Here is a 3,835-nt window from a genome sequence, read left to right as displayed (position 1 = left end):
TTGATCGTGAGCAGTGGGGGAGGTGTAGAGGAGACGGGTGGGAGCGAGCCTGCTCGCGAAGGGGCCAGTCCAGGCACCTCAACTCATCAGGAGTTTCCATGACCAGCAAAATCCCCGAACCGGACCTCGCTTACCTGCAAAAAGTCCTGCTGGAAATGCTCGCCATTCCCAGCCCCACCGGGTTCACCGACACCATCGTGCGCTACGTCGCCGAACGCCTTGAAGAACTGGGCATTCCCTTCGAGCTGACCCGTCGCGGCACCATCCGCGCCACGCTCAAGGGCAAGAAAAACAGCCCCGATCGTGCCGTTTCCGCCCACCTGGACACCATCGGCGCAGCGGTGCGTGCGGTGAAGGACAACGGCCGCCTGACCCTCGCGCCGGTCGGCTGCTGGTCCAGCCGCTTTGCCGAAGGCAGCCGGGTCAGCCTGTTTACCGACAACGGCGTGATCCGCGGCAGCGTCCTGCCGTTGATGGCGTCCGGGCACGCGTTCAATACCGCCGTGGATGAAATGCCGATCAGTTGGGATCACATCGAGTTGCGCCTGGATGCCTACTGCGCCACCCGCGCCGACTGCGAGTCGCTGGGCATCAGCGTCGGCGATTTCGTCGCCTTCGACCCGTTGCCGGAGTTCACCGAAAGCGGCCATATCAGCGCCCGCCACCTCGATGACAAGGCCGGAGTGGCCGCGCTGCTGGCGGCCCTCAAAGCCATCGTCGACAGTGACGAAGAACTGATGATCGACTGCCATCCGTTGTTCACCATCACCGAGGAAACCGGCAGCGGTGCCGCGGCGGCGTTGCCTTGGGACGTCAGTGAATTCGTCGGCATCGACATCGCACCGGTCGCGCCCGGCCAACACTCCAGCGAACACGCGGTAAGCATCGCGATGCAGGATTCCGGTGGGCCGTATGACTATCATCTGTCGCGCCACCTCTTGCGCCTGGCCAGCGACAACGAGCTGCCGGCACGCCGCGACCTGTTCCGCTACTACTTCAGCGACGCGCATTCGGCGGTCACCGCCGGCCACGACATTCGCACCGCCCTGCTGGCCTTCGGCTGCGACGCCACCCACGGTTACGAACGCACCCACATCGACAGCCTCGCCGCCCTGAGCCGCCTGCTCGGTGCGTACATCCTCAGCCCTCCGGTGTTTGCCAGCGATGCGCAACCGGCCAAGGGCTCACTGGACCGGTTCAGCCATCAGCTCGAACATGACACACAGATGGAAAGCGATACTCGGGTGCCTTCGGTGGACAGCCTGGTGGGGCAGCGGTCGGAGAACTGATCCAGGATCTTCATCGCCGGGTAAACCGCTATCGCGAGCAAGCTCGCTCCCACAGTTGATCGGTGGTGAACACAAATCTTCGGTTCGCCGCTGAACCCTGTGGGAGCGAGCTTGCTCGCGATGGCGTCAGTGCAGACAACATCAAATCCCAGGCTAGCCGATACCGGCCATACGCCGTAGCATCGCGCCATTGATCCAACCGAGGTGCCTATGCTGATCCCCCACGACCAACTTGAAGTCGACACCCTCACCCGCCTGATCGAGGATTTCGTGACCCGCGACGGCACCGACAACGGTGACGACACGCCGCTGGAAACCCGCGTGCTGCGCGTGCGCCAAGCGCTGACCAAGGGCCAGGCACTGATTGTCTTCGACCCGGAAAGCGAGCAATGCCAACTGATGCTCAAGCATGACGTGCCCAAGCACCTGTTTGACTGAAGCGTCAGCGTTCCTTGGTTTTCTCCAGTTTGTTCTGGATGCGTTCATAGATTTCGGAGCGGTGCACATTGACGTCCTGGGGCGCTTCGACGCCAAAGCGAACGTGGTTTCCGTTGATCGCGAGAACGCGCACGCAAATGTTGTCACCGATGGAAATGGTTTCGCCCACAACGCGACTGAGTACGAGCATAAGGAGTGTCCTTCAGGGGTTACTGGCCCCTGAAGATGCCCGGCCCGCCGTGCGCCTACAATGCTCCGACAGCAAACCGGACCGGACTGACAGCCCCTGAGCCACACCGCTGACGGAAACGTCCGACATGCCGGGTAATTGTAGGGACGAGCTGTCAGGACGCGGAGAATCGTGGCCCGAACAGGATGATACTCGCGCCAATCACACACAGCGCCACACCGAGCCAGTCCGAACCCAGCGGACGAATCCGTTCGACCACGGCCAGCCAACCAATCGAGGCAATGATATAGATGCCACCGTAGGCAGCGTAGGCGCGGCCGGCGTAGGTGGCCTCGATACGGGTCAGCAGCAGGGCGAACAGGGTCAGGCTGAGGAGCGCCGGCACCACCCACCACATGCTTTTACCCTGGCGCAGCCACATCCAGAAGGCAAAGCAACCGGCAATTTCGAACAGCGCGGCGAGGAAAAACCACAGGTAATTGAGCATGCAAGCGTCTCGCAAGGATGGCCGATGGCGGCCACCCTAACCACAGCGTTGCCTGCGGGCAAGATCAGCTTGCGGATTGCCTGGCCTTGGCGCGCATTTTGTCGGCCATGACGGTCATTTCGTTGTAGAGCAATTGCGGGTCCTTCTGCTTGATCGCCCAGGCCATGCGGCCCTGTTCGTGGGGCAGGATCATGAACTCGCCGGCAGCGACCTGCCGGTAGATGTAGTCGGCTATGTCGGCGGCGCTGATCGGCGAGCTTTCCAGCAGCTTGCCGACCTGGGCTTTCATGGCCGGGGTCGGGCCGCGGAAGGAGTCCAGCAGGTTGGTCTGGAAGAACGACGGGCACACCACATGTACGCCGACTTCCTGATGCGCCAGCTCGATCAGCAGGCTTTCGGACAACGCCACCACGCCCGCCTTGGCCACGTTGTAGTTGCTCATCGCCGGGCCTTGCATCAGCGCGGCCATGGACGCGATGTTGATGATCTTGCCTTTGCTTTGTTCCAGCAGCGGCAGGAAAGCCTTGCAGCCCTTGACCACGCCCATCAGGTTGATCGCGATCTGCCAGTCCCAGTCCTCCAGGGACAACTCACTGAAGAAGCCGCCAGAGGCGACACCGGCGTTATTGACGATCACATCGATGCCGCCGAGCTTGACTTCACAGGCCTGGGCGAACGCCGTCAGTTGGCTGTAGTCGCGCACGTCGCAGCGCTGGATAAAACCATCGCCACCGGCTTCACGGACCAGCTTCAGGGTTTCCTGCAAACCGGGCTCGCTGACGTCCGACAAGGCCAGCTGCCAACCTTCACGCGCCCAGCGCAGCGCGATTTCGCGACCCAGGCCAGAGCCTGCACCAGTGATCATCATGCGATTTTGCATAGCAAACAGCCTTGTTGTTCTCGGAAGATGCATCGAGTGTAGCGAAGGAAATTGCCCGACCCACGCTCCATCAGATTGCTGAATGGCCCGAGCAAACCGCGGGCGCGTCACAAGCAACTAAGGCAATCACAAAAGAAATAAGAACCTGTCCGAAATACTTCAAAAAAACTTGGAATTTTCCGGCAGGCGCGAGAGTCGGATTTTTTAAGCAGCTCGAATTTACTTCATTCCCGCTGACCTGATTGGCATGGTCATTCCACTGCATTTTCAACAAGGAAATAGACATGGGCACAATACTGATCATCATTCTGATCCTGTTACTGATTGGTGGTTTACCGGTCTTCCCGCACTCCAGAAGTTGGGGTTACGGCCCGTCCGGAATCATCGGCGTCGTGTTGGTGGTGCTGTTGATCCTGCTCTTGCTTGGCCGAATATAAAAACCGCCAGGCAAAAAAAGGTACTTCACGGAATCCCGGGGAACACAGATTACGAAATATCTGTAGGAGCTGCCGAAGGCTGCGATCTTTTGATCTTGCTTTTGCGATCTGGAG

General features: G+C 60.2%; 6 protein-coding genes. 3 read left to right on the top strand and 3 right to left on the bottom strand.

Features of this window, described 5'->3' with window-relative positions:
• The first annotated feature begins 98 nt into the window (after positions 1 to 98).
• Together AC3WJW_RS22170 and AC3WJW_RS22165 are read left to right on the top strand one after the other, a co-directional pair.
• Positions 99 to 1,289, top strand: a complete 1,191-nt coding sequence (locus tag AC3WJW_RS22170) for an osmoprotectant NAGGN system M42 family peptidase (protein ID WP_493727407.1) — start codon at positions 99 to 101, stop codon at positions 1,287 to 1,289.
• 210 nt (positions 1,290 to 1,499) lie between these two features.
• Positions 1,500 to 1,727, top strand: a complete 228-nt coding sequence (locus AC3WJW_RS22165; protein WP_003199186.1) for a YheU family protein — start codon at positions 1,500 to 1,502, stop codon at positions 1,725 to 1,727.
• Positions 1,728 to 1,731: 4 nt separating this feature from the next.
• Here AC3WJW_RS22165 and csrA read toward each other — a convergent pair whose 3' ends face one another.
• The 3 genes from csrA to AC3WJW_RS22150 all read right to left on the bottom strand — a co-directional run bounded on the left by csrA (position 1,732) and on the right by AC3WJW_RS22150 (position 3,284).
• Positions 1,732 to 1,917, bottom strand: coding sequence for a carbon storage regulator CsrA (csrA, locus tag AC3WJW_RS22160; RefSeq protein WP_126049896.1), 186 nt, complete (start codon positions 1,915 to 1,917; stop codon positions 1,732 to 1,734).
• Positions 1,918 to 2,071: 154 nt separating this feature from the next.
• Positions 2,072 to 2,404 carry a YnfA family protein gene (locus AC3WJW_RS22155; RefSeq protein WP_008004345.1) on the bottom strand — a complete coding sequence of 111 codons (333 nt, stop codon included), beginning with the start codon at positions 2,402 to 2,404 and terminating at the stop codon, positions 2,072 to 2,074.
• A 64-nt stretch (positions 2,405 to 2,468) separates the two neighbouring features.
• Positions 2,469 to 3,284 (bottom strand): SDR family oxidoreductase, encoded by an 816-nt coding sequence (locus tag AC3WJW_RS22150; protein WP_493727406.1) that lies wholly within the window; start codon positions 3,282 to 3,284, stop codon positions 2,469 to 2,471.
• Between the two features lie 278 nt (positions 3,285 to 3,562).
• Between AC3WJW_RS22150 and AC3WJW_RS22145 the strand changes: the two genes are divergently transcribed.
• On the top strand, positions 3,563 to 3,721 hold the full coding sequence (locus tag AC3WJW_RS22145) for a DUF3309 family protein (protein WP_172435350.1): 159 nt from the start codon (positions 3,563 to 3,565) through the stop codon (positions 3,719 to 3,721).
• The last annotated feature ends 114 nt before the right edge of the window (positions 3,722 to 3,835 follow it).

The organism is Pseudomonas sp. GW821-FHT07G06 (assembly GCF_058986625.1).
Note: the sequence above shows the minus strand (reverse complement) of the source record. Positions and strands in the feature narration are given on the sequence as shown.